29 protein-coding genes, 2 pseudogenes and 1 riboswitch are annotated in these 24,090 nt (G+C 36.5%); of the genes and pseudogenes, 22 read left to right on the top strand and 9 right to left on the bottom strand.

Annotation, left to right across the window (positions count from 1 at the left end):
- Positions 1-10 precede the first annotated feature (10 nt).
- On the bottom strand, positions 11-595 hold the full coding sequence (locus MVE64_RS18145; protein ID WP_247340036.1) for a CYTH domain-containing protein: 585 nt from the start codon (positions 593-595) through the stop codon (positions 11-13).
- A 149-nt stretch (positions 596-744) separates the two neighbouring features.
- On the opposite strand from MVE64_RS18145, the gene MVE64_RS18150 reads away from it, so the two are divergent.
- The 4 genes from MVE64_RS18150 to MVE64_RS18165 all read left to right on the top strand — a co-directional run bounded on the left by MVE64_RS18150 (position 745) and on the right by MVE64_RS18165 (position 3,627).
- Positions 745-1,122, top strand: a complete 378-nt coding sequence (locus MVE64_RS18150) for a UPF0738 family protein (RefSeq protein ID WP_247340038.1) — start codon at positions 745-747, stop codon at positions 1,120-1,122.
- 117 nt (positions 1,123-1,239) lie between these two features.
- On the top strand, positions 1,240-1,902 hold the full coding sequence (gene yjbM, locus MVE64_RS18155; RefSeq protein WP_247340040.1) for a GTP diphosphokinase: 663 nt from the start codon (positions 1,240-1,242) through the stop codon (positions 1,900-1,902).
- A gap of 13 nt (positions 1,903-1,915) precedes the next feature.
- Entirely contained in the window at positions 1,916-2,719 is an 804-nt protein-coding gene (locus MVE64_RS18160; protein WP_247340041.1) for an NAD kinase, read from the top strand.
- Positions 2,719-3,627: an RluA family pseudouridine synthase gene (locus tag MVE64_RS18165; RefSeq protein WP_247340043.1), complete on the top strand. Its 909-nt coding sequence runs from the start codon at positions 2,719-2,721 to the stop codon at positions 3,625-3,627. The genes MVE64_RS18160 and MVE64_RS18165 overlap by 1 nt, the downstream gene beginning before the upstream one ends.
- Positions 3,628-3,663: 36 nt before the next feature.
- Here MVE64_RS18165 and prpE read toward each other — a convergent pair.
- Together prpE and MVE64_RS18175 are read right to left on the bottom strand one after the other, a co-directional pair.
- Positions 3,664-4,406 (bottom strand): annotated as a pseudogene (gene prpE, locus MVE64_RS18170) (bis(5'-nucleosyl)-tetraphosphatase PrpE).
- Between the two features lie 62 nt (positions 4,407-4,468).
- A complete protein-coding gene (locus tag MVE64_RS18175; RefSeq protein ID WP_247340045.1) occupies positions 4,469-5,647 on the bottom strand; it encodes an FtsW/RodA/SpoVE family cell cycle protein in 1,179 nt (392 codons plus the stop codon).
- Positions 5,648-6,007: 360 nt separating this feature from the next.
- Between MVE64_RS18175 and mgtE the strand changes: the two genes are divergently transcribed.
- From mgtE to fabI, 10 genes and pseudogenes are all read left to right on the top strand, one after another.
- The gene (gene mgtE / locus MVE64_RS18180) at positions 6,008-7,375 is read left to right on the top strand and encodes a magnesium transporter (RefSeq protein WP_281730384.1); all 1,368 of its coding nucleotides are present in this window, start codon (positions 6,008-6,010) and stop codon (positions 7,373-7,375) included.
- A gap of 128 nt (positions 7,376-7,503) precedes the next feature.
- Entirely contained in the window at positions 7,504-9,351 is a 1,848-nt protein-coding gene (locus tag MVE64_RS18185; RefSeq protein WP_247340047.1) for a monovalent cation:proton antiporter family protein, read from the top strand.
- A gap of 85 nt (positions 9,352-9,436) precedes the next feature.
- A riboswitch (TPP riboswitch) is annotated at positions 9,437-9,545 on the top strand.
- Positions 9,546-9,631: 86 nt separating this feature from the next.
- Positions 9,632-10,153, top strand: a pseudogene (locus MVE64_RS28175) (thiamine phosphate synthase); the annotation flags it as partial.
- A 69-nt stretch (positions 10,154-10,222) separates the two neighbouring features.
- On the top strand, positions 10,223-11,341 hold the full coding sequence (gene thiO, locus MVE64_RS18190) for a glycine oxidase ThiO (RefSeq protein WP_379052634.1): 1,119 nt from the start codon (positions 10,223-10,225) through the stop codon (positions 11,339-11,341).
- 4 nt (positions 11,342-11,345) lie between these two features.
- Entirely contained in the window at positions 11,346-11,549 is a 204-nt protein-coding gene (thiS, locus tag MVE64_RS18195) for a sulfur carrier protein ThiS (protein ID WP_247340053.1), read from the top strand.
- 4 nt (positions 11,550-11,553) lie between these two features.
- On the top strand, positions 11,554-12,321 hold the full coding sequence (locus tag MVE64_RS18200) for a thiazole synthase (protein ID WP_121664739.1): 768 nt from the start codon (positions 11,554-11,556) through the stop codon (positions 12,319-12,321).
- Entirely contained in the window at positions 12,321-13,337 is a 1,017-nt protein-coding gene (locus tag MVE64_RS18205; RefSeq protein ID WP_247340054.1) for a thiazole biosynthesis adenylyltransferase ThiF, read from the top strand. The genes MVE64_RS18200 and MVE64_RS18205 overlap by 1 nt, the downstream gene beginning before the upstream one ends.
- A 15-nt stretch (positions 13,338-13,352) precedes the next feature.
- The gene (gene thiD, locus MVE64_RS18210) at positions 13,353-14,165 is read left to right on the top strand and encodes a bifunctional hydroxymethylpyrimidine kinase/phosphomethylpyrimidine kinase (RefSeq protein WP_247340060.1); all 813 of its coding nucleotides are present in this window, start codon (positions 13,353-13,355) and stop codon (positions 14,163-14,165) included.
- Positions 14,166-14,294: 129 nt separating this feature from the next.
- The gene (gene thiE / locus MVE64_RS18215) at positions 14,295-14,933 is read left to right on the top strand and encodes a thiamine phosphate synthase (RefSeq protein WP_247340061.1); all 639 of its coding nucleotides are present in this window, start codon (positions 14,295-14,297) and stop codon (positions 14,931-14,933) included.
- A gap of 103 nt (positions 14,934-15,036) precedes the next feature.
- Positions 15,037-15,807: an enoyl-ACP reductase FabI gene (fabI, locus tag MVE64_RS18220; RefSeq protein WP_247340064.1), complete on the top strand. Its 771-nt coding sequence runs from the start codon at positions 15,037-15,039 to the stop codon at positions 15,805-15,807.
- A 39-nt stretch (positions 15,808-15,846) separates the two neighbouring features.
- Here the strand turns inward: fabI and MVE64_RS18225 are convergent, their stop codons facing one another.
- The gene (locus tag MVE64_RS18225; RefSeq protein WP_247340066.1) at positions 15,847-16,809 is read right to left on the bottom strand and encodes an EAL domain-containing protein; all 963 of its coding nucleotides are present in this window, start codon (positions 16,807-16,809) and stop codon (positions 15,847-15,849) included.
- A gap of 278 nt (positions 16,810-17,087) precedes the next feature.
- On the opposite strand from MVE64_RS18225, the gene MVE64_RS18230 reads away from it, so the two are divergent.
- Positions 17,088-17,246 (top strand): hypothetical protein, encoded by a 159-nt coding sequence (locus tag MVE64_RS18230; RefSeq protein ID WP_247340068.1) that lies wholly within the window; start codon positions 17,088-17,090, stop codon positions 17,244-17,246.
- Entirely contained in the window at positions 17,246-17,587 is a 342-nt protein-coding gene (locus MVE64_RS18235) for a CotO family spore coat protein (RefSeq protein ID WP_247340070.1), read from the top strand. The genes MVE64_RS18230 and MVE64_RS18235 overlap by 1 nt, the downstream gene beginning before the upstream one ends.
- Positions 17,588-18,649: 1,062 nt before the next feature.
- On the opposite strand, the gene MVE64_RS18240 is transcribed toward MVE64_RS18235, so the two are convergent.
- The 5 genes from MVE64_RS18240 to MVE64_RS18260 form a co-directional block, all read right to left on the bottom strand.
- A complete protein-coding gene (locus tag MVE64_RS18240; RefSeq protein ID WP_247340072.1) occupies positions 18,650-19,063 on the bottom strand; it encodes a CotY/CotZ family spore coat protein in 414 nt (137 codons plus the stop codon).
- Between the two features lie 140 nt (positions 19,064-19,203).
- Complete coding sequence (locus MVE64_RS18245) at positions 19,204-19,689, bottom strand: CotY/CotZ family spore coat protein (RefSeq protein WP_121664748.1); 486 nt, start codon at positions 19,687-19,689, stop codon at positions 19,204-19,206.
- A 295-nt stretch (positions 19,690-19,984) separates the two neighbouring features.
- Positions 19,985-20,473, bottom strand: coding sequence for a spore coat protein (locus MVE64_RS18250; RefSeq protein ID WP_247340074.1), 489 nt, complete (start codon positions 20,471-20,473; stop codon positions 19,985-19,987).
- 93 nt (positions 20,474-20,566) lie between these two features.
- Positions 20,567-20,848, bottom strand: coding sequence for a hypothetical protein (locus MVE64_RS18255; protein WP_098799445.1), 282 nt, complete (start codon positions 20,846-20,848; stop codon positions 20,567-20,569).
- 76 nt (positions 20,849-20,924) lie between these two features.
- Complete coding sequence (locus tag MVE64_RS18260; protein ID WP_098799446.1) at positions 20,925-21,341, bottom strand: spore coat protein; 417 nt, start codon at positions 21,339-21,341, stop codon at positions 20,925-20,927.
- A gap of 335 nt (positions 21,342-21,676) precedes the next feature.
- Between MVE64_RS18260 and MVE64_RS18265 the strand changes: the two genes are divergently transcribed.
- From MVE64_RS18265 to spoVIF, 6 genes are all read left to right on the top strand, one after another.
- Positions 21,677-22,027 (top strand): DUF1360 domain-containing protein, encoded by a 351-nt coding sequence (locus MVE64_RS18265; RefSeq protein ID WP_247340075.1) that lies wholly within the window; start codon positions 21,677-21,679, stop codon positions 22,025-22,027.
- 190 nt (positions 22,028-22,217) lie between these two features.
- A complete protein-coding gene (locus tag MVE64_RS27450; RefSeq protein WP_255301696.1) occupies positions 22,218-22,343 on the top strand; it encodes a hypothetical protein in 126 nt (41 codons plus the stop codon).
- Between the two features lie 293 nt (positions 22,344-22,636).
- Positions 22,637-23,209 (top strand): DUF421 domain-containing protein, encoded by a 573-nt coding sequence (locus tag MVE64_RS18270; protein WP_247340077.1) that lies wholly within the window; start codon positions 22,637-22,639, stop codon positions 23,207-23,209.
- Entirely contained in the window at positions 23,184-23,393 is a 210-nt protein-coding gene (locus MVE64_RS18275) for a hypothetical protein (protein ID WP_247340079.1), read from the top strand. Before MVE64_RS18270 ends, MVE64_RS18275 begins: the two co-directional genes overlap by 26 nt.
- A 90-nt stretch (positions 23,394-23,483) precedes the next feature.
- Positions 23,484-23,603: a YjcZ family sporulation protein gene (locus tag MVE64_RS18280; protein ID WP_098799450.1), complete on the top strand. Its 120-nt coding sequence runs from the start codon at positions 23,484-23,486 to the stop codon at positions 23,601-23,603.
- Positions 23,604-23,802: 199 nt separating this feature from the next.
- The gene (gene spoVIF / locus MVE64_RS18285) at positions 23,803-24,057 is read left to right on the top strand and encodes a sporulation-specific transcription regulator SpoVIF (RefSeq protein WP_247340081.1); all 255 of its coding nucleotides are present in this window, start codon (positions 23,803-23,805) and stop codon (positions 24,055-24,057) included.
- Positions 24,058-24,090 lie beyond the last annotated feature (33 nt).

Here is a 24,090-nt window from a genome sequence, read left to right on the forward strand (position 1 = left end):
TCCAAGATTCTTACCCCATCTCACTATATTTTTGTTCATAAAAACGGCGAATCTTATTTTTTGTTTGTCTTATTGGAATGTTAAGGTCATGTAGAAGTTGATGGAAGACTTTTTTTCCAATTTCTTCATCTTTTGCTTCATATTCAAGCTCATAGTCCTCTACTGTTAAATATCGGCTGTGATCTAAAACTATTAAACCGTTTTGATAATTTTTTTCTGCACGGCGTGTTGATAAAGAACCAAAATAAGTTATTTTGTTAACTTCGATATCTAATTGAAGGAGACGATCAACAACCTCGCCATTTACGAGTTCACCAGTTTTCATCATGTTTTCTGCCATTTCGTCTGATAATGTTTGATGTGTTTCGAGTAAACCAACTGTAGCGGGTTCTTTTAAAGTCATAACAAATTTATTTTGCTTTCTTCTTATTCGCAAAGCTGCTCCGAGTGCTTTTAACGAAAATTCAGGTGTATCAAAATAATGATTTTCCTGCTCGAAAAAATCATGTTCCTCTATTTTAAATGTTTCTTTTATTTTGGAATATTCATCTTTTGTTAAAAGATTCTTAAATTCTATTTCAATTTCTTGTGACATACAGGATAGACCTCTCTTATCGAATAGTTTAGCGTAAGACAAAAAACGATCTCGTTCTATTATCTCTTGAATTTAAATAGACCGCAATGTTATCAAGTGACTTTTTAATATGGTAAAATAATCTTGGATTGTAATGGAAGGAGATAGTTATGAATACTAGAATCGAATTAAATAAAGCAACATTAGAAAACAACATACTTATATTAGAAGCAACAGAAATGCAAACTTCACTACAGGATGTAGAAGCGAAGGGACAAATGCTTGTTGATTCGGATCATCTAGCGTTTATTTACATATTAGAGTCTGGTGATGAATTTGTCTATGCTAGTTTACCTGAGAGCATTTGGCCTAACTTAAAGGAAGCTTTGGATAAAGAGATAAAGATTGAACTAAAATTAAACAATGAGCAGATTGAGCTAGTTAATCTTATAGATGAATTAAGTTATTTGTTAGAGAACATCAAAGATAATGCAAACTATGGTGAAGAAATGGAAAACAAAGTTGTTGAGATCTTTGCCTTAGCTTAGTCCAGAGTTTGCCTGGTGAGACTCTCAGGCTTTATTTCAATAACTTTGTTTCACAGCTTTAATGATTTGAACATGTCTATTGGAACAGCAACAGGTGGTCGTGTTAGGGGGATGCATATGGAAGGGGAACAATGGAAGTCATTTTTGGCTCCTTATAACCAAGCAGTTGAGGAATTAAAGGTAAAATTACGAGGAATTCGCTCGCAATATGAACTTGAACATTCACATTCACCAATTGAATTTGTAACTGGTCGCGTGAAGCCAATTGCCAGTATTTTAGATAAAGCGAAGCGTAAAAACATAAGCCTATCTAACATAGAGGAAGGTTTACAAGATATCGCGGGTATTAGAATGATGTGTCAATTTGTTGATGATATTCGTTTTGTTGTTAATATGTTAAAAAGCAGAAATGATTTGGAGATCATAGAGGAACGAGATTATATTACATCTCAAAAAGATAGTGGATATCGTTCCTATCATCTTGTTGCTAAATACCCGGTACAAACAATATCTGGTGAAAAGAAATTACTTGTTGAAATCCAAATTAGAACATTATCAATGAACTTTTGGGCAACAATTGAGCACTCATTAAATTATAAATATAGCGGAAATATTCCTGATAATATTAAAGTAAGATTAAAAAGGGCAGCGGAAGCAGCATATTCACTTGATGAGGAGATGTCCCAAATTAGAGGGGAAATTCAAGAAGCCTCAAGCTGTTTTCTCACGAAAGACGGACAAAAAATAAAATCGAACAAAGATTTTAAATTTAAACGATAAAGGGGTCATTTTTATGAAATTTGCCATATCATCCAAGGGAGATCCGGTTTCGAATTCAATTATGCAAAAAATGAAAACCTACCTATTGGATTTTCAACTGGATTACGATGAAGATCAGCCGGATATTGTTATTTCTGTAGGTGGTGATGGTACCCTTTTATACGCCTTTCATCGCTATCGAAGCAGATTAGACAAAACTGCCTTTATTGGGGTGCATACAGGGCATCTTGGGTTTTATGCTGATTGGGTTCCAGAAGAAATTGAAAAGCTTGTGATTGCTATTGCTAAAACCCCGTATCAAATTGTTGAATACCCGATTTTAGAGGTTATTATTCGCCATAATGACGGGGGAAGAGAGGCAAGGTATCTAGCCCTTAATGAATGTACAGTGAAAAGTATCGAAGGTACACTTGTCATGAACGTTGAGATTAAAGGGCAAATGTTTGAAACATTCCGTGGTGATGGCTTGTGCATGTCTACACCATCAGGTAGTACAGCCTACAATAAAGCACTAGGTGGGGCAATTTTACATCCTTCTTTACGTGCCATTCAATTGGCGGAAATGGCTTCTATTAACAATCGTGTTTTCCGTACAATTGGTTCGCCATTAATTTTGCCTGAACATCACACGTGTATGTTGAAGCCTGTTAATGATGTTGATTTTCAGATTACCATTGATCATCTTACCCTGTTACATAAAGATGTCAAATCAATTCAATGTCGTGTGGCAAATGAAAACGTACGTTTTGCTCGATTCAAGCCATTTCCTTTTTGGAAAAGAGTTCGTGACTCTTTTGTTGGAGATACAGATCGTTAATGGAGTCAACATTTCAATTAGAGTGGAAAATTACATCAAAAGATGATGGTAAGCTCGTTTTAGATTTTGTGAAAGAGAAAAAAATATCAAAGCGAGCTTTAACAGATATAAAATTTCATGGCGGAGATATCCTCGTGAATAATAGTCATGTGACAGTTCGATATCAGTTAAAAAAAGATGATCTTTTAACCGTGATTTTTCCAAAGGAAGAAAAAGGACCAGGACTTGAGGCAGATCAAGTTCCCTTTAGCATCGTCTATGAAGATTCTCATTGTTTGGTTATTAATAAACCTCCTTTTGTACCATCAATTCCTTCGAGAGATCATGTAAGGGGAACATTAGCAAATGGATTAATTCACTATTATGAGGAGCATCATATTCCTTCCACCATTCATATTGTGAATCGTTTGGATAAAGATACTTCTGGGTTGATGTTAGTTGCAAAGCATCGTTTTGCTCATTCCTTGTTTTCAGATATGCAAAAAAGTAAAAGTATTCATCGTTCGTATGAGGCTTTTGTACATGGAGTGATGAAGGAGCAACAAGGAACAATATCCAGTCCTATTGGACGAAAAAAAGACAGTATTATTGAGAGAGAAGTATGTGACGATGGCCAGAGTGCTGTCACACATTTTCAAGTGCTTCAACCCTACAAAGAGATAACACATGTAAAGTTAGTGTTAGAAACGGGGAGAACTCATCAAATTCGTGTTCACCTTTCATCAATAGGACATCCCTTATGTGGAGACACGCTATACGGTGGAAATCAACTGGATATTAATAGGCAAGCCTTACATAGCTCCGAGCTATCATTTTGGCATCCCTTATTAGAAAAAGATCTATATTTTGAAGCGAAACTTCCGGAAGATATGGAGATATTAGCGAAAAGGACTCATCTTAATAATTGATGTGAGTCCTTTTTTTATAAAATAGTTGGTTGCCCTTCATCCATCTTCCTTTTCCCGAAACCGTGACTCATCATAAGGAAGGCTTGAATCAACAGAAATTACTTCATCTTCAGGGTAACGGTAGGCTGTAAGCTTGTTACCAAACACCGCTCCAGTATCGATATTAATCGTTCGATTGGCTCGTTTAGGTTCTTTTATTGGAGTATGACCATAAACAATCATTGCCTTTCCTTGATAATGCTGGCCCAGTCACGTCGTTCAGGAGTTCCATCAGGGTTCTTTTTACCAGTAATATCTCCATATAAAACAAAGGTTTTAACGGCATTGGAATTTTTCCCGATATAATCTTCCCTAATTCCAGCATGAGCCACAATTAGCTTTCCGTTATCAAGAATTTGATAAAGAGGTGCTGCTTCATAAAGAAACGTAAACTGATTTTTCACTTCAGCTTTCTTTTTAGGTGGTAATTCCTCGTATTCTGCTACTGTTGTTTCAAGACCGTGAGTGATTTGAACTTTGTTTCCAAGAAAGTAGCGGTACAGCTTATTGCAGTGATTGCCTGGAGAATAATGTGCACCTTCTTTTTGAACAAGCTGGTAGACAACCTCAATTACTTTTATAGATTCAGGCCCGCGATCGGTTAAATCTCCAACAAATGCAAGCTTTCTATCATCAGGATGAATGGGAATTCCAGTTGTCCAGTTATAGCCCATTTTTTTTGTTAGCTCTTCAAATTCACGAAAACATCCATGAATATCGCCAATAACATCAATTTTCATATGTATCACCTCTTTATCAAAGTGTAAAAAAAAGTACCCTATTTATAAGGGTACCACTTCGATTAGTCAAACATGTATTTTCTTGTTCGTGAGCGCACATTTAGAACAATTCCGATAGCAACCATATAAGTGGCAAGAGAGCTTCCTCCATAGCTGACAAATGGTAATGGCAGCCCCGTAATTGGTAGTAAAATTTCAATCGTCATGCCTACATTTTGGAAAACCTGAAATGTAATCATACCGATAACACCTGTGCATAAGAAGCTGCCAAACGGATCATTGCTTTCTAGAGAGATATGAATCATGCGATAGATAAGTAAGAAAAACAGTGAAACAACAATACTACCGCCAATAAATCCAAATTGCTCTGAAATAATCGCAAAGATAAAATCAGTATGTGCCTCAGGTAAATAAACTTCCAGGTTTTGATAGCCTTTTCCACGTAATTCACCCGATCCAATAGCTAGCAATGATTTAACAAGCTGAAATCCTTGCTCACCAGAATATTCCCAAGGATTAAGCCATCCGTAAAATCGATCTAGCTGATATTCTTCTCCTCGTAAAATATATTTTAAGAAAAAATCAGGATATTTAATAAAGATGAAAATAAATGTTCCGGCTCCGATTAAAAAAGTAGAGGCCGCTGTAACAATAATTCGCCATTGAATCCCTGAGATTAGAATGAGCGATCCGATTATCGCACAAAAGACCATTGTCATTCCCATATCCGGCTGTCTTATTAAAAGAAGGACAGGCGGAGCAGCAGCCGCAGCAATTTTTCCAATTAAGAGAAAATCATCTGCTAATGTATTTTTAGGGTATTTTTCACGATGATCTGTAATAATCTTACTCAAGACAATGATAATAATAATTTTCATTAATTCCGAAGGCTGAAAATTCCCTAATGGACCAATTCTGTACCAGCTTGTTGCTCCTTTAATTGTTTGAACAATACCTTGTGGTAAAACTTCAAGACCTAGTAAAAGGAGTAAACCAAAGCCGTATAAATACCAGGCTAGCTGCTTAAATCGGTCATAATCAATCAGCATCGTAACGACAACAGCAAATGCTCCGATAATATACCATTGAATTTGTTTCATTGAAAAATTTATACCCTTTAGTGTTTCTGGAAGGGTGGATTCAGCACTGTTTATCGCGAATGAACTCACGATAGCTAATAAAAACATGATAAAAATTAATGTGTAATCTATTTGTTGTTGTGGGGATTTTTCGTTTGTCATAGTCGATCCCTTTCTAAATCGTTAAACTTGAAATTTTCTATATAGTCATTGTATCATTAACCATCTTAATGGATTGTGAACGATTTGCAAAGGATCCATTTCATAATGGCTGTATTCTTAGGGTGAATTTTAGATGACAGTTAACTTCTGTTCCAGAATATAAAACAATTGATGGAAGAAAACTCTCTAAAAGGAAATGTTTTATTTTTGTAAATAATGTTCATCTTATTGCTTCAATAAATGCATATAGAATATTATAGTTATTATAATATGAATCGCAATATGTAGAAATACTCAAGTATTTGTCGGAATTTCGTTTGTATTCCTTAATATATTTGACAAAGAGAGGAGGAACAGACTTTGTCAGAAGAAAGAGAACAAGTTGAGCTTGAAGAAGGATCGCTGCTTACAGCACTTACTCAGAAAAATATGGATGATTTTCGTTCCGTGTTTTTAGAGCAGCATCCTTACGACCAGGCCAGCTTTTTTATTAAGCTTGACCCAGAAGATCGCCAGACTGTTTATCATTTTCTTTCTCCAGAAGAAATGGCAGCGGTCTTTGAAAATATTGAAGATGAAGATGGTCTGTATCAAACATTCTTATCAGAAATGGACCCAACGTTTGCTGCTCAAATGCTTGCACAGATGTATGCAGATGATGCTGTTGACGTTTTAAATGAGCTTGATAAAGATCAGGTTGCAAGTTATTTAACAATAATGGACGATGAAGCAGCTGAAGAAATACGAGAGTTGCTTCATTATGAAGAATATACAGCCGGGAGTATCATGACAACGGAGTATATCTCCATTCATGCTCATCAAACGGTTCATTCTGCCATGCAAATATTGAAGAAAGAAGCTCCGAACGCTGAAACAATTTATTATGTATTCGTTGTGGATGAAGATGAAAAGGTTGCTGGTGTTATTTCGTTAAGAGATTTAATTATTAGTGAGCCTGATACGATGATTTCAGACATTATGAATGAACGTGTTTACTCGGTAAGTGTTGCGGAAGATCAAGAAGAAGTTGCAAGAAAAATGAAAGACTATAACTTCCTTGCACTCCCAGTCGTTGATTTTCAAGGACATCTGCTCGGAATTATCACTGTTGATGATATCGTCGATGTTATTGATGAAGAAGCAAGTGATGACTATTCAAAGCTTGCTGCGGTATCTGACGTTGACTCCACTGATAGAGGACCGTTTTCTGCTGCCAAAAAAAGGTTGCCATGGTTAATTATATTATTATTTCTTGGAATGTTTACAGCAAGTTTAATTGGTCGATTTGAAGCAACATTAGAGAAGGTTGCTATTTTAGCCGTGTTTATTCCTTTAATTGCCGGTATGGCAGGAAACACTGGAACACAGGCTTTAGCCGTTGCTGTTAGAAGAATTTCACTTGGTGATACTGAAGATCAAACTCTTAGTAAGATGATTGTTCGGGAGGCAGGTACAGGTTTAATAACAGGGGCCATTTGTGGTGTGGTTGTGACTGTTGTTGTTTTTGTATGGCAAGGTGACTTATTTTTAGGTGCACTAGTAGGTATCTCAATCTTGGCTACACTAACTGTAGCGACGATTTCTGGTGCCTTTATTCCATTAATTATGCATAAATTGAAGGTGGATCCGGCTGTTGCATCTGGTCCTTTTATTACAACTATAAATGATATTATTAGTATTTTAATTTATTTTGGTATGGCAACTTTGTTTATGCAATATTTAATTTAACTAGATTTCAGCTTTAGAGCATATTGTTACAAGTTATGCTCTAGGTTGTATATGATAGAAGGTATACATTCTTCGCTAGATTTTCTAACCTTTGTATGTTCATGAATTTAAGATAAAGGAGGGATACGATGCATGGAGCATCTGTAACTTCATTAGTTATTGTTATTCTCGCAGCATTTCTAACCCCTATTTTGCTACATCGATTAAAGCTAAACTTTATGCCAGTCGTCGTAGCCGAAATTATCGTTGGGTTAATTATTGGAAAAAGTGGTTTTGATGTTGTCCACCAGGATATGTGGCTTGAGACATTATCAATGCTTGGATTTATTTTCTTAATGTTTCTTAGTGGTCTTGAAATAGACTTTACAGCTTTTGCAGGAGGAAAGAAAAAGGAAAAGCTTCCTTCTGGTAAAGATGCACCTAATGCGTTTTTCGTATCACTCATCGTATTTGTTGGGATTTTTGCTCTATCCTTATTATTATCCTACATCTTTGTATGGATCGGGTTAATGGATAACGCGTTTTTAATGACCTTAATTATTTCGACTATTTCTCTAGGAGTAGTAGTACCTACATTAAAAGATGCAGGAATTATGAAATCGAATATTGGTCAAATTATTTTACTTGTGGCTGTTATCGCAGATTTAGTCACAATGGTGCTACTTGCTGTTTTTGCTTCCATTTATGGTGGTGGAGACAACAATACCTGGTTGTTATTAGTTCTATTTGGAGCAGGTGTTGGGCTCTATTTCTTAGGAAAAACATTTATGAATCGTTCATTCATCGAAACAATGTCAAAAGGGACGATTCAAATTGGGACACGAGCTGTTTTTACGTTAATTATTTTATTAGTGGCGATTTCCGAAACAATTGGTGCCGAAAATATTTTAGGAGCCTTTTTAGCAGGTGTGCTAGTTTCACTATTATCTCCTAACAAAGAAATGGTTCAAAAGCTTGATTCTTTCGGATATGGATTTCTTATTCCGATTTTCTTTGTAATGGTTGGAGTTGATTTAGATATTTGGGCATTGTTTAAAGATCCAAAAATCTTCCTGCTTATTCCATTATTATTTATTGCACTTCTGATCTCTAAGATTTTGCCTGTTTATTATTTGAAAAGATGGTACGATGGCAAAACAACACTTGCAGCTGGTTTTCTCTTAACATCCACGCTTTCTCTTGTCATTGCTGCTGCTACGATTGGGGAGAGAATGGAGATTATCACAGCTGAAATGTCTGGTGCACTTATTTTAGTTGCCGTTATTACGAGTATAGTAACTCCGATTTTCTTTAAAAAACTATTTCCAAAAAGCGAAGGAAAACCAACCAAAATAAAGGTTGCCTTTATTGGTGCCAATCAAATGTCACTTCCTGTTACGAGAGAGCTAAACCAGGATCTTTATGAAACAACGGTTTATCATATTCAACAAGATAAAATTGATAAACAAATTTCTGAATCATTGTTTGATATTAGAGAAATTGGTGATTTTCAGGTTGAAACATTAAAAGATCAAAATGCATTTGATGTAGATTTAATCGTTGTAGCTACAGGTGATGAACAACGAAATGCCGATATTGCCTTATTTGCAAAAAAAGAGCAAGTTGATCGAGTAATTGCTAGTGTGGCTTCTCCTGATTTAGCAAGTCAATTAAAGGATGAAGGTATTGATATTTTCTCTACACTTCTTTCAACAAAAACGATGCTTCGTGCTTTAATTGAAGCACCAAGTGTTATGAGAATCTTAACAAATCAGGAAACAACTCTATATCAAATTAACTTAAATAATGCTAAATACGATAACATCCTGTTACGAAACTTTCCGTTTACAGGAGACATTATTTTTGTCCGTATTTTCAGAGGCAAAGATTCGATTGTTCCTCATGGAGATACAGACCTGAAATTAGGAGATCGTCTAATTGTGACGGGCTCTAGAGAATATGTAAATGAACTTAAACATGAGTTGGAATTGATATAATTCTTATCGATAAAAAACATCAGGGTATCTTACTCTTGAAAGTTTCCAAACATTTGGTATGATAGAAATAAGTAAATACGAGAGAAACAACCGCTAGGGGAGCCTTATATAGAGGCTGAGATTAAAGTGTGACTTTAAGACCCTTATAACCTGATCTGGATGATACCAGCGTAGGGAAGTGGATACATCATGGTTATTTGTGTATGTAAACCACTTTCCTATAGGAAAGTGGTTTTTTGCGTCCTATAAACTTTATTATTTAAGAATTCAGGTGAAAAAAGTGGAATTTCATGTCATTACAGATGGGAAGCAAACGGTAAATGAATTAACAGTGAAACTTAAAATGCTCCATCATGATGTGGATTATATTCACATCCGGGAAAAACAGAAAAAGGCTTCAGACATCATGTTACTTGTGTCAAATTTGCTTCAGCAGGGTGTACCGAAGGAAAAACTTGTGATCAATGATCGATTTGATGTTGCTTTATTACATAATATCCCTAATGTTCATTTACCAGGTCACGGCCTTCCTGTTGAGGCAGTAAGAGCTTTTGACACACACGTAAGAATTGGACGGTCTGTCCACTCGCTTGAAGAAGCTCTTCGATGTGAAGAAGCGGGAGCGGATTACTTGTTATTTGGTCACATCTTTGAAACAAATTCTAAAGCAGCATTACTTCCAAGGGGTGTAGAACAATTAGCTGAAATTTGTGAGCGCATTACAATTCCAGTTATTGCGATAGGTGGCATTACTCCTAGCACAATTAAGATGCTTAAAAACGTAAGCGTTCATGGTGTTGCTGTTATGTCCTACGTTATGGCGAGCAGTGATCCAATTGCAGCTTTAACCAATTTAAAAGAGGGGGTTACCATGCAAAAACAATATGATGTTGGAATTGTTGGCGGCGGTATTATTGGACAGTCAATTGCCTATCAGCTTGCAAAAGAGGGAATCTCCGTTCTTGTATTAGATAGCCATAAAGGTGGTACAGGTGCAACAAGTGCAGCTGCTGGAATGCTTGGGGCAAATTCCGAATTGGAAAATAATGATGCTTTTTTTCAGTTTGCGAAGGAAAGCCAGAGACACTATCACATCTTGCGTGATGAGCTTTCAGAATTATCACAGATTAATATTCAGCTAGTTGACAAAGGAATGTATAAGCTAGCAATGACAGAAAATGAAGCGAAAGTTTTGAAGAAAGCTATAGAAGATTATGAAACCTTAGAATGGCACACAAAAGAAACAGTTTTACAAAATGAACCACATGTGTCTGATTTGATTGTAGGAGCGCTTTTTATTCCTGAAGATGGTCATGTTTCTCCTACACATGTATGTGCGGCTTTTTCGAAATCTGCTAGTTTACTAGGAGCAACATTTAAAGAAAATACACCCGTTCATTCTATTAAGAAAACAGCTGCAAATGAGTATACGTTATCAACACCGCAAGGGGATTATCTTTGTAGCAAAGTAGTTATCGCAAATGGAGTATGGAGTGGTCACTTTTTTAAACAATTAGGACTTGAAGTAAGTATGAAGCCGGTTAAGGGTGAATGTCTTTCTGTTCAAGGAGATCACTTAAATCTGGAAAAGACTCTTTTCTATGATCATTGTTATATCGTTCCAAAGGGTGATGGAAGGTTTGTTGTAGGAGCTACAATGATCGAGGATGATTGGAGTACAACACCATCACTTGGAGGAATTCAGTCCCTGATTGAAAAAGTAACTCCGATGATGCCAAGTATTACATCCGCTAAGCTTCTCGATACTTGGGCTGGATTAAGGCCACAATCTGATGATGGAAAGCCATATATTGGACAGCATCCTGAGGATGACAATATTTACTTTGCGTCAGGACATTATCGAAATGGTATTTTGCTTGCTCCTAAAACAGGTACAATGATCAGAGATCTTATTTTAAAAAGAAAGCAAAACGATGAGTATATTCATGCTTTTTCTTTAACGAGAAAGCTTACGCAAACAACGAGGTGATTTCATGGGCATTAAATTAAATGGTGAACAGGTTGATTTAAATCAAGAAATTAAAACAATTCAGCATCTACTGGCGTTTTACAAGCTGGAAGATCGTCTTGTTATTGTCGAGCATAACCGCGAGATTGTTTTAAAAGATCAATACGAAAACACAACCATTTCAAATGGTGATGAAATTGAGTTAGTTCATTTTGTAGGAGGAGGATGATTTTATGTTGAAAATTGCAGATAAAACATTTCAATCAAGATTATTATTAGGTACAGGAAAGTACCCTTCATTTGATATTCAAAAGGAAGCAGTTGCCCAATCAGAAGCGGAGATCTTAACGTTTGCGGTGCGCCGAATGAATATTTTCGAAGAATCACAGCCGAATTTTTTAGAGCAATTAGATGTTTCAAAATATACACTGCTACCAAATACAGCAGGAGCTAAAACAGCTGAAGAAGCAGTAAGAATTGCGAAACTAGCAAAAGCATCAGGCTTATGTGACATGATCAAGGTTGAGGTTATTGGCTGTGATCGTTCATTATTACCAGACCCAGTTGAAACGTTAAAAGCAAGTGAAATGCTTTTAGAAGAGGGCTTTATCGTTTTACCATACACATCAGATGATGTTGTGCTTGCTAGAAGATTAGAAGAGTTAGGTGTTCATGCTATTATGCCGGGAGCATCTCCAATTGGCTCTGGACAGGGACTTCTAAATCCTCTTAATCTATCATTTATTATTGAGCAATCTAAAGTGCCGGTCATTATTGACGCAGGAATTGGTTCACCAGCGGATGCGGCATTAGCAATGGAGCTTGGTGCAGATGGTGTTCTATTAAACACAGCTGTGTCGGCTGCTAAAGATCCTGTGAAAATGGCTGTTGCGATGAAGCTAGCGATTGAAGCTGGAAGACTAGGGTATGAAGCTGGTAGAATAGCTAAAAAAGACTATGCTATTGCAAGTAGTCCAACAGAAGGAATGATTACAACTTAATGGAACGCTATTCTAGACAAATGCTTTTTACTCCAATTGGAGAAAAGGGTCAAGATAACATACGAAAAAAACATGTATTGATTGTTGGAGCAGGTGCTTTAGGTACAGCTAGCGCTGAAATGATTGCACGTGCGGGCATTGGAACATTAACAATTGTTGACCGAGATTATGTTGAATGGAGCAATTTGCAAAGACAGCAGCTTTATATAGAAGATGATGCGATCAATCGCATCCCGAAAGCTGTTGCAGCAAAGCAGCATCTTGAAAAAATAAATTCAGAAGTAGATGTATTATCTTATGTAGAAGATGTTACCTCTGCAAATATTGAGGAATTTGCCGAAGGTGTAGATGTAATCATAGATGCAACGGATAATTTCGAAACAAGATTATTGATTAATGATCTTTCAATAAAAAATAATATTCCGTGGATTTACGGTGGCTGTGTTGGAAGCTATGGGTTATCGTTCACCATTATTCCTAGCGAAACACCGTGTTTACATTGCTTATTAAAGCATATCCCGTTTGATGGAATGACATGTGACACAGTCGGGGTGATCTCACCAATTGTAAGTATGGTTGCTTCACATCAAACAGCAGAAGCACTTAAAATTCTCGTAGGTGATATGGAAAACATGCGAGGTAAGCTTGTATCATTTGATTTATGGAAAAATCAATATTCTTCAATTAATATGGATCGATTGAAAAATGAGGCATGTCCAACTTGTGGTAGTGATCCAGTTTTTCCTTACTTAACGGCTAAAATGGAAACAAAGGCTGCTGTTCTATGCGGTAGAGATACTGTGCAAATACGACCAAGTTCAGGCAAGCAATTTTCTTTTGAACAAATTGCTGAGCGAATAAAGCCGATTGCAGATGCTTTTTTAGAAAATCCATTTCTTATGTCATTTACATTTGGTGAACACAGGATTGTTCTATTTAAGGACGGTCGTGCCCTTATCCATGGAACGAAGGATATTTCTGAAGCGAAGAAGATTTATCACCGCTACATCGGGTAGCAAGGAGGATATAAAATGACGGTATCTCGTGCTTTAACAATTGCGGGATCGGACTCTGGAGGAGGAGCTGGCATCCAAGCGGATTTAAAAACGTTTCAAGAGCTTGGAGTGTTTGGCATGACAGCAATTACTGCTGTTACAGCTCAAAATACACTTGGTGTCCAAGGAGTTTATCCTTTAACAATAGAAGCGTTAAAAACTCAAATTGATTCAGTTGCAGTAGATTTACAACCAAATGCTGTCAAAACAGGCATGCTTTTTAATGCTGAAATGATTCAGCTTGTTGCGGAGCGAATTCGTTATTATAACTGGGAAAATATCATTGTTGATCCTGTTATGATCGCAAAAGGCGGGCAATCATTATTACAAGAAGAAGCTGTAGAGGCTTTGATTACCTCCTTAATGCCGTTAGCTAAAGTGATTACCCCAAATATACCTGAAGCAGAAGTGTTAACAGGTATGAAGATCCAAACGTTTGAGCAAAAAAAAGAGGCAGCTAAAAAGCTGTTTGATCTTGGTGCAACGTTTGTCATGATTAAAGGTGGTCATGATCCTAACGGTGAAGTGGTTATTGACCTATTATATGATGGACAGCGTTTTGACACGTTCGAAGGTGTACGAAAAGAAACAAAACATACTCATGGTACCGGCTGTACATTTGCAGCTGCAATCACTGCTGAAATGAGTAAAGGGAAGAGTGTACGTGAAGCTGTGAAAACCGCAAAAGCCTTTATTCAGGCTGCAATTGAAGATCAATTAGGCATTGGTGGGGGGCATGGTCCAACCAATCATTGGGCTTTCAAGAAAAATAACATAACAACCGTATAAATGAAGATGATGGACTGACTCACAGATGAGAAATGACAGGTAGCAACTGTTATAGCTCGAGTCAGTCCTTTTGGGTTTATCGACAAAATTCGGGTGGTGCCAGGCACCACCAAAAAAGGAGCGCAAAAAATGAACGTATCTCAAGCACTAAAAGTATATTTTGTGATGGGATCTGTGAATTGTCTGAATTTTGATCCGGAAAAAACATTGTCTGAGGCCATAAAGGGTGGCATTACGATGTTTCAATATAGAGAGAAGGGCGAGGGAGCTTTAGTAGGTGAAGAACAAGTTTATTTAGGAAAAAAATTAAAAATGCTATGTGAAAAGAATAGAATTCCATTTATTGTGAATGATGATATTGACTTAGCATTGGAACTTAATGCAGATGGAATTCATATTGGTCAAGATGATAGTGATCCTTTTTACACAAGAAAAAGGATAGGAGCAACCAAATGGATTGGAATTTCAACACATTCTGTTCAGGAGGCGAAAAAGGCAGTAGCTGATGGAGCCGATTATATCGGAGTCGGCCCAATGTTCTCAACGAAAACAAAAAAAGATGCACATGATGTAGTAGGGCCCTTTCTTATTACGCAAATAAGAGAAGCTGGCTTTATTCATTTGCCGATTGTGGGAATTGGTGGAATTACAGTAGAAAATGCCAGTGAGGTTTACCATTTAGGTGCAAATGGGGTGGCAATCATCAGTGCGGTCAGCCAGGCGAAGTCACCAAAAGATGCCACACAAGCATTTTGTTCGATACAATAGAAAAAGTCTTAACAATGGAAATTATGAAATAGCGCTTTTGTCATATCAATGCTATAATTGTAACCAGGTACTAATAACATGTATTAATTTAAGGAGGATGTACATGGATTTATCACTTAAAGGACGTAATATCGTCGTAATGGGAGTAGCAAATAAACGTAGTATTGCATGGGGAATTGCCCGTTCTTTACATAATGCTGGAGCAAGATTAATTTTTACATATGCTGGTGAACGTCTAGAGAAGTCAGTTCGTGACCTTGCTGAGTCTTTAGAAGGCGAATCCCTTGTACTACCTTGTGATATTACAAATGATGAAGAAATCAAAACATGTTTTGCATCAATTAAAGAGCAAGTTGGTGTGATTCACGGTATTGCTCATTGTATCGCATTTGCGAACAAAGAAGAGCTTCAGGGTGAGTATTTAAACACAACTCGCGAAGGTTTCTTACTATCGCAAAACATCAGCTCTTATTCATTAACAGCTGTGGCTAAAGAGGCAAGAGGTCTTCTAACAGAAGGCGGAAGCATTGTAACATTAACATACCTAGGTGGAGAAAGAGTCCTACCAAACTATAACGTTATGGGTGTGGCAAAAGCTTCACTTGAAGCAAGTGTTAGATATTTAGCAAGCGACCTGGGGAAAGATGGGATTCGTGTTAACTCAATCTCAGCTGGACCAATACGTACACTTTCTGCCAAAGGAATCAGTGACTTCAACTCAATCTTAAAAGACATTGAAGAACGTTCACCACTTCGTCGTACAACAACACCAGAAGAAGTGGGAGATACAGCACTATTCTTATTCAGTGACTTATCAAGAGGAATGACTGGTGAAAACCTACATGTTGATTCCGGATATCATATTTTAGCTTAATTAAAAAGGGTGGCTCAATTGTGAGTCGCCCTTTTGTCGTTAATTTTTATAACATTGTATCGAATTTGAAACATGTTTTTCTTGAAAGCTGTCCCCATGTAATAAGGTTCGTGCAGGTTGACGTTTGAGAATACTTCCGTTTTTAACGAGAATAATTTCATCTCCAACATCTACAATAACCGATTTTCTATTTTTATTAGGATTGGCCAATTCAATGCATTCTTTAGCGTAATGATTGATTTGTGGAAAAGGGTGATCTGGCTTTGCGAGAAAGAAACCTTGACCAAATTGAATGCCAAGATTCATGACTCGTTGTAACTCAGCTTCCGTTTCAATTCCCTCTCCGATAATTTGACTATTCATTTTCTTGGCAAAGGTTACGAAAGCTTCAAGTATATTTGATTTAACCTCATTATGGTCCACACCGCTTATAAGAGAACGGTCTACTTTAATGTAGTCCGGCATCAATTCTGAAATGGATTGAAGCGATGAGTAGCCTGCTCCCGCATCATCAATAGCAATCTTAAATCCCTGCTCACGATAGTGATTCAAAGCATTTCGAAACGCCTTAAAATCGTTAATGGCATTTCTTTCTGTAATTTCAAACACAACATTTTTTGGTTCAATACCATAATGCTTTAGTACAGATATCGTGTGACCTGCGTTGAATTCTTTATCATAAATAACCTGGGAATTTAAGTTAATAAACAACTTTTGATTGGTAATGGTATCTTTACTTAACTCAAATGCACGTTCTCTTGCTAATTTTTCTAATGAATATAATAAACCCTCTTCTTCTGCATAGGGAAATAAAGCATCCGGGCGATAAAAAGGACTAGATACTGGTCCACGTGATAAAGCTTCGAATCCATAAACTGTATTACTATGAAAATGAACAATTGGTTGGAAATGAACAGTAAGCTGCCGCTGATCAAGGATCTCAAGAAAGTGATTCTTTAATTGTTGGGCTTGATCGGGCGTTTCTTGACAGAAATTGTTCATACTACTACTCCTTTAAAGGTCGTACTTAGACGATCTGATATCTACTTTTCCTACGTAATTCGACAATAACAGTTTATTGTTAAGGAGATGTAAATCTATTGTAAAAATTACATTATTTTGGAGAGAAATGTGTTTTTTGGCATGGAAGTTGTATGGAGATAGCTTTTTTCAAATAAAATTGCATCATCTTATCACAACCTCAAAGAAATAGGCACATTACCCAGTTCGCAAGCATAACATGTTGAATGTGTAGACATACGTTTATAGGAGGGATATGAGTGTCAAATAAGCAAAATTACAAAATGAAGCCCCTTATGTATATTGTTTCACCCGAACATCAAGATATAGATGTGAATATGCAATCATTTGTTGTGAAGAAATCAAACAACAAAAAGTTGATCAACTTAAAGAAACGAAATCTCAAATTCAAACGGTAGTGGAGGAAGACGAGGAAGTAACGGAAGAAAAACAACCAGAAAAAGCTGTTGCAGTTGTTGAGGAAGAAGAACAACCTGAGGAAGAAACATCTGTCAAACAATATCGAAAACAAAGAAAGCCAATTACACAAATGAATATTGCCGAAAAAGTAGAGTTCTTCACAAACTTACCAAAAAATATGCCAAGAACACTATGTCAAATTGAAACAACTGAGGAAACATACCGCGGTGTTATTATGACAGAAGAAGATAATATTGTGACGATCCGTTCACTAACACATGCAAAGCCGATCGACTTGGAACTTGGTGAGATAAAAGCGATTAACTTATTAGGATTTTAATTGTACTTAAAAAAGTTAGGCACTGATGTGTCTAACTTTTTCTTTATGTTGAATTTGGACATGGTAGTTTAGAAAAGGGATAGAGCTGTTAGGTGAGGCTATAAGGAGAATCGAGACAGAATTAGGTGAAGAGAAGAGCTTCTGTCTGGATACAAGGAGAATTGAGACAGGAAACAGGTTCAGAGATGAGCGTCTGTCTGGATACAAGGAGAATCGAGACAGGAATGAGTTACATAGAAGAGCGTCTGTCTCGATACAAGGGGAATCGAGACAGGAATGAGTTACATAGAATGGCTTCTGTCTCGATACAAGGGGAATCGAGATAGAAATGAGGTACATAGAAGAGGGTCTGTCTCGATACAAGGGGAATCGAGACAGGAAAGAGTTACATAGAAGAGCGTCTGTCTCGATACAAGGGGAATCGAGACAGGGATGAGTTACATAGAATGGCTTCTGTCTCGATACAAGGAGAATCGAGACAGGAAAGAGTTACATAGAAGAGCGTCTGTCTCGATACAAGGGGAATCGAGACAGGAATGAGTTACATAGAATGGCTTCTGTCTCGATACAAGGGGAATCGAGACAGGAATGAGTTACATAGAATGGCTCTGTCTCGATACAGAGAGAATCGAGACAGGAAAGAGTTACATAGAAGAGCGTCTGTCTCGATACAAGGGGAATCGAGACAGGAATGAGGTACATAGAATGGCTTCTGTCTCGATACAAGGGGAATCGAGACAGGAAAGAGTTACATAGAAGAGCATCTGTCTCGATACAAGGGGAACCGAGACAGGAAAGAGTTACATAGAAGAGCGTCTGTCCCGATACAAGGAGAATCGAGACAGGAATGAGTTACATAGAAGAGCGTCTGTCTCGATACAATGAGAACCGAGACAGAAAACAGCTAAAGAGAAGAGCGTCTGTCCCAATACAAAATAAATCACGACAAGAATCAGGCAAAGCAAGCACAGGATCTCCGGTCTTATAAAAACAAAAGAGACATAGTTTCAGGCGTGGAGCCAAACTATGTCTCAATAAGAGCAAACTTTTTATAAAAAGTCTTTATCCAGCAATTAACCGAGGTGATAAACATTGAATCGCACAGAAACAAGAAAGGTCGACCTCTACGCAGTTTCTAGTTTTCACTAATTCTTTCACATCACAAATTTCTTTTGCAAGGTGGCCGTGGCAATCAAGTGGAAGTAAGAGTCTTAGTGTTGCACAGCAATCATGAATACCTTCTACACGAAAGAAATTTGTTTCAAAGCAATTTTCGCCGACATTACCAAAGGCTTGAAATGGCTGGCCCTTTTCATTTAGAAGAAGAAAAGGAATTGTATCTCCAAGCGTTTTGACAGGGTTTAGAAGATTGCTATAACAGCTTGTAGGGCATTTTTCATCTTCAACGGCTTTTTGTTGATTTAAGATATTTTCAACTGCATCACATACACAATTAAAGGAGTAATGATCTTTCATTATCTTCCCTCCTGTTATTCGTTCTTATTGATAGTATAAGAAAATAGGTACAAGAATGTTCTAGGGAAAGCGCCTATTTATGTATTAGAGACATAAAAAAGAAAAGACTGCTGATAAAACAGCAGTCTATCTATCTTCATTTATTTGTGGTATTTTTTTCTGTCTTCAGCAACACGGTCAACTAATTCTGGTGATAGGCATTGAATTGCACAGAAGCAATCAAGGTCTACTTCGATACAGAAATCAGTTTTTTCAAGACCGAAGAAGTCTTCGTCACAAGGATTACATACGCTTAGCGTATTGCCATCAACGTCTACTGGGCGAAGTAATGATAATGTTGCACAGCAATCTTCTACACTTTCAACGCGGAAGAAGATTGTTTGGAAACAAGTCATGTCTCCAGTGAATCCACCAACATTACCGAATGCTTTAAAGAGTTCACCTTTTTTTCCATAAAGGATGAAAGGAATTGTATCTCTTTGTGGACCAGCGACTGGGCCTAGTAAATTGCTGTAGCAGCTTGTAGGGCAAGTAATTTCTTCTACTGCTTCTTGTTCAGCTAAAATTTGTTCTACCGCATCACATACGCAATTGTTATCTCTGTCTCTTTTATCTTTGCAACCCATTAATAGTCATCTCCTTAATTTTATTTATTGACTTTAGTCCTTAACAGACTATGTGGGTAATGACTAGTTGGTGTGGGTAATCGTCTAGTTTGAGATGAATTCATTGGGAAAGAATTTAGGTGAATGGTATGTATGGTTTGTCTGCATTTGGCAACAGAGCAAGATATATAGTAGAAGAAAATAAAGTCTGGTTATTAGGTGAAAGTAAAAGGGAAAATGAACAGACCTGTGGATATAGACCATAAATGGCATGTCACATAAAAAAAGCAGGGGGTGTCCCCTGCTTCTTAGTTCATTAGAAAATGTCGATGTTTACAACTAATGCAATTAAGATTTGTAGAAGTACTTGTAGAGAAATTGCTACATCTGTGTCAGTAGTTGTTACTTTAACATCTTTAGAGTTTTCAATAACTAATTTTTGTTTGTTTAATTGTTTCATATCAGCTTGTTGGATTAATTGTTGAGTTACTTGTTCTGCACGGTTGCTGTCAGCGATTGTTAAGTTGATAACTAATGCGATTGCTACTTGAAGTGCAACTTGTAAAGAAACAGCTACTTGAGTGTCTGTAGATGAAATATCGATATCACAAGAATCTCTTACAATGATTGTTTCAGAAGAAATTTGTTCTGTTTCGCTTACTTGTGCAGCATTTTGTGAAACTGTTGCATCGTCATCGAAAAAGTTACCAGCCTGAGCTCCAGCCACCTCGTTGTTAGAATAACAGTCTGTTGGATGACAAGAATGACGGTCTAATGCTACCCATTCATATGGTTTTGCTTGCATTTTCTAATTCCTCCTTTCGATTTACTATTATTAAATGTCTAGAATTGATTTTTGTATAAGACAAACATCTTGGTGTTTTTACCCATTTTTAGTTTATTTGTCTTTTTTTCTATTTTTCATCATGTCACGTAGTGTTGTGTTTTTCGGTGCTTCTTCTGCTGCAGGCTTTTCCTCTTTCTTTTCTTTGGAATTTTTCACAAATTCGTCTACTTGTGCTTGAAGATCTGCTACTACTTTTCTTAACTTTTCTTTTTGATCTTCAGATAATGTTTTTTTGTTTTCTTCTGAAATATTGTTCTTATTAAAAACATCTTGAACAAATAGCTGCATCATAGAAGAAGAAATATCCTGTAGGTTTAATTTTTCGTTAGACAATGTATTCACCTCCAATTTCGTAATGGTTAAGGGATCTATCCCTATGCCCAAAACAATTCTTCCTCATTCAGATTGATTAAAGGATGTCAATTTGTACTAGCAATGCTAGTAAAATTTGAATAAGAACCTGGAGAGAAATTGCAACATCTGTATCAGTTGTTGTGATTTTTACATCGCGAGAGTTTTCAATAATGAGTTTTTGTTTGTTTGCTTGCTTAATAACAGAGCTTTGTAGCAATTGTTGAGTTACTTGCTCAGCACGGTTGCTATCAGCAATTGTTAGATTAATAACCAAGGCAATTGCTACTTGAATTGCAGCTTGTAAAGAAACAGCAACCTGAGTATCAGTTGAAGTCACTTCAATATTGCAAGAGTCTTTAATGAAAATATATTCTTCTGAAGCTTGAATGGTTTCGTTCACTTGAACAGCATCTTGTGTTGTATCTTCGTGTTTGCATTTGCAGTCATCTAATGCAGACCATCTAGTTGTCATTAAAACTCACTCCTTTCATCAATAAGAGGTTAAAAGGAAACCACGACCTTTAACCGTAACGATAAGGACGCCGAGGGAAGGATCATAAATCGTGTGTTAAGCCGTGATTTCCTTTTAATTGTATATAATGCAGATGCACTGCCTTTTGTATGAGTCAAACATACAGGTTTGAACCCATTTTTTAGATGAAAGCTGATGGACAAATATATTGAGTTGTTAAATCATCAACGGACAAATCTCAAGTCAGAAAAAATTCGATGGGTAACTTGTACACATACATAAAAGAAAAATACTTTCATAATTTATAAAGATTATCGTTTGAGAGGTGGGGGGAAATGACAACCTGGCTACAATTCATCATCTTGGCTTTTGCAGCTTTTCGACTAACTAGATTACTTGTGTTTGACAAAATTACTGCTTTTATTCGTAATCCTTTCCATCGTGAAGTTGAAGAGATGAATGATGATGGTGAATATGAGGTATATATTGAAATAAAAGGATCGGGATTACGGGCGTGGATTGGGGAGCTTTTAAGTTGTTATTGGTGTACAGGTGTATGGTGTACGGGATTTATATACGGAATTTGGTGGATTTGGCCTCAAGGAGCAGAGCCACTCCTAATGATTTTAGCTATTGCTGGAGTTGCCGGTATTATTGAATCAATTGTCAGTAGAATAGTAGATTAGGCAATACCCTTAGAAACAAATAGAAATTAACACATAAAATGAGATATAGAAGCTGAAAAATTTTAGGAAATTATGCTCTATTTTACGAAGTAACCTCCTTAACAAGCTGTAATCAATTTTCAATCAGCTAATGAATATTGAAGGTTTGCTCCTAAGATAAAGAATTTTTTAAAGGAAGGTGGGATATAACATGAAAAAGGCTAACTTGAATCCTTCCGGAAGACCAACTAATTCCAACCAATCTGTATCTGTTTCTAAACCAAAAAAAGTTAAAAAAAGCGGCTGCGGTTGCGGAAAGAAAAAGAAACGCGTCTAACTGTTCCGATTCAGCTTCTTTTTCAGTTTTATAACAAGGGAGTACTTGATTCTTCGAGTACTCCTTTTATATTACATATTTTTACAGTGTCAGATGCATAATAATGAGGCTTATATGACTAAATGAGGAGCAAAACAACATGCCAAGCTGGACAGAAGTTATCATACGATCAGTACTTATTATCTTAGGCTTTTTTTATTACAAAATTACTCGGGAAAAAGCAGCTATCAGCACTATCGTTTTTTGAATACATTGCTGGTATAACAGTCGGTGATATTGCTGGAACTATTACAATGGATGTTGAATTAAATATTGTGAACGGACTTATATCAATTTTAATTTGGTCTTTATTTCCGATTGTTATTTCCATATTATCACTTAAAAGTAAAAAATTCAGAGACATAGTTGAGGGCAAAGCAACCACTTTTATTCAAGATGGAAAAATTCTAGAGAAAAACATGAAGAGAGAAAAATACAGTACGGATGATTTACTTGAACAGCTTAGGAAAAAGGATATTTTTCAGGTTTCAGATGTAGAGTTTGCGGTTTTGGAAACATGTGGACAATTAAGTGTCCTATTGAAAAAAGAAAAACAACCTACAAAATGGGAAGATTTTTTCGGGAAAGGACCGGAAGTAAAAAAACCTCTTACAGTTATTATGGATGGAAAAATATTAAAAGAAACAATTTATTCTGCTGGTTACAGTATAGATTGGCTTAAATCAAAGGTAGAATCAAAAAACCGTCAAGTTGATGAGATATTTCTTGGTCAGATTGATTCAGATGGGCGTCTATATGCAGATTATTATGATGATCATTTTGGGAAAGAAGGAGAGAAGAATGGAGATTCTAGAACAACTCTTTGAACGTTGGATGGAATCGAATTTAAGAAACCATGATTCTATTCAGCATAATGAGGATAACAGATTAAAAGACGGGGATTGGCATTTAATTAATTTAGATCAAACAGCTGATGAATTTGAGCAAAAGATGGAAATGGTTGCATCTCAGATGGAAAAATGGATGAGCGGAAAAGCAGGGGCGAAATAATTAAACTTTTCAATTATGTATATTAGTCCAACCAAAAGTATTTCCTTTACATATGATGTAGAGAAGTCAGGTAAAGGAGGTGCTTAGCGCATGGGTTACGGCTATGGTTACGGATACGGCGGTGGCGGCTACGGTGGTGGTAGCACTTTCGTATTAATCGTTGTATTGTTCATCCTTTTAATTATTGTTGGTGCTTCTTATTACAACTAATCTTAAAAAGATGTAAAGATAAAAGTATGAGCACTCTTGCTCGTACTTTTGTCATTTTTTGGGTATTTTTTTCAGTGTGGGGTTCTAGCAAAGGTCACCTATTGAAAAAAATCACAGTAAATTTCAAAAGATAATTGAAATTTAATCACATTTTCAAATTTAGTCCATAGTATATATCATGAATTAAGGAGGCGGGAAAATGGATAGCAAATTCTTTAAAAACCTTGAAGGCAAAACTGGCGTAAATATGAATGATATCTTTTCTTTAGCTAACTCTTTACAAGGAGCAAACTTTAAAGACGAAAAAACAGTTCGCAGTGTCATCCAACAAGTATCTAGGATTGCAAATAAACCAGTAAATAAAGAAATGGAAGATAAAATTGTTAATTCCATTGTAAATGGTAAAGAAAAGCTAGACTTTAACACAATTGCAAAAATGATGAATAAAAAATAACTGGGTTTGTAGATTCATAGTTACAAAGAAAAG

The organism is Metabacillus endolithicus (genome assembly GCF_023078335.1).
GTDB classification, from domain to species: Bacteria; Bacillota; Bacilli; order Bacillales; family Bacillaceae; genus Metabacillus; species Metabacillus endolithicus.